The sequence below is a fragment of the Cupriavidus sp. CPT47-8839-RL05A genome (assembly GCF_058792255.1).
In genome coordinates this window covers 1-1,082 of the sequence record NZ_JBYTEG010000048.1, presented here as the reverse complement: position 1 = coordinate 1,082, position 1,082 = coordinate 1, and the positions used below count along the sequence as shown (strand labels likewise).

Sequence of the window (1,082 nt, the reverse complement as noted above, 5' to 3'; positions counted from 1 at the left end):
GCATTCAAGCGCAAGGTAGTTCAGGAGTATTTGTCTGGGGGGATTGGGATCCGGGCACTGAGTCAGAAGCATGGGATTGGTCATTCGATCGTGCGACGCTGGATTGGTGCGTGGCAGCACCATGGAGAGGCCGGGCTACGCAAGAAGCGTGAGGCGTTTGGCGCCGAGTTCAAGCTGACGGTGCTGCAGCATATGTGGCGCCACGAGTTGTCCTATGCTCAGACAAGTTCCCTCTTCGACTTGCGCGATACCCGCGGAGTCAGCCGTTGGGAGCGCCAGTATCATGAGGGCGGTTTCGAAGCCCTCATGCCGCGCCGCAAAGGCCGGCCACCCAACATGTCCGAGCCCAAACAGCCTGTCCAACCCACTCCCGAGTTGCCCCAAGACGGACGTTCACGTGAAGATCTGCTCAAGGAAAACGAGTATCTGCGCGCGGAGGTGGCGTACCTAAAAAAGTTGGATGCCCTGCTCCGGGCCAAGGAGCAAGCGGCGCCAAAGAAAAAGCGCAAGTCGTGAACGCTTTGCGCGAGCACCACCCGCTGCCAATCCTGCTCAAGATCGCCGCTCTGGCGCGCAGCACGTTCTACTACCAACTCACGGCAAGCAAGGCCGGAGATCGTCACGGGGAACTCAAGGAGCGCATCCAACGTGTGTATGCCGAGCACAAGGGCCGATATGGCTACCGCCGGATTACGGCGACGCTGCGTCAGACGGGGACGTTGATCAATCACAAGACCGTGCAACGGCTGATGTCGGCGTTGCGGTTGAAGTCGCTCGTGCGGCCCAAGAAGTACCGCTCATACCGAGGGCAGGTGGGGCGAGTCGCCCCCAATCTGCTTCAGCGCCAGTTCGAGGCGAGCAAGCCGAACGAGAAGTGGGTGACGGATGTGACCGAGTTCAACGTAGGCGGCAAGAAGCTGTATCTCTCGCCCGTCCTGGACCTATACAACGGGGAGATCATCGCTTGGCAAACCAGCGAACGACCTGACTTCGCACTGATCCAGGAGATGCTCGACAAGGCATTGCAAAGACTGCGGCCGGGGGAATCCCCTTTGCTGCATTCGGATCAGGGCTGGGCCTAC

At 59.9% G+C, this 1,082-nt stretch carries 1 pseudogene; it reads left to right on the top strand.

Annotated features, from left to right (window positions below):
* Positions 1 to 1,082 (top strand): annotated as a pseudogene (locus AC3WVS_RS31220) (IS3 family transposase); the annotation flags it as partial.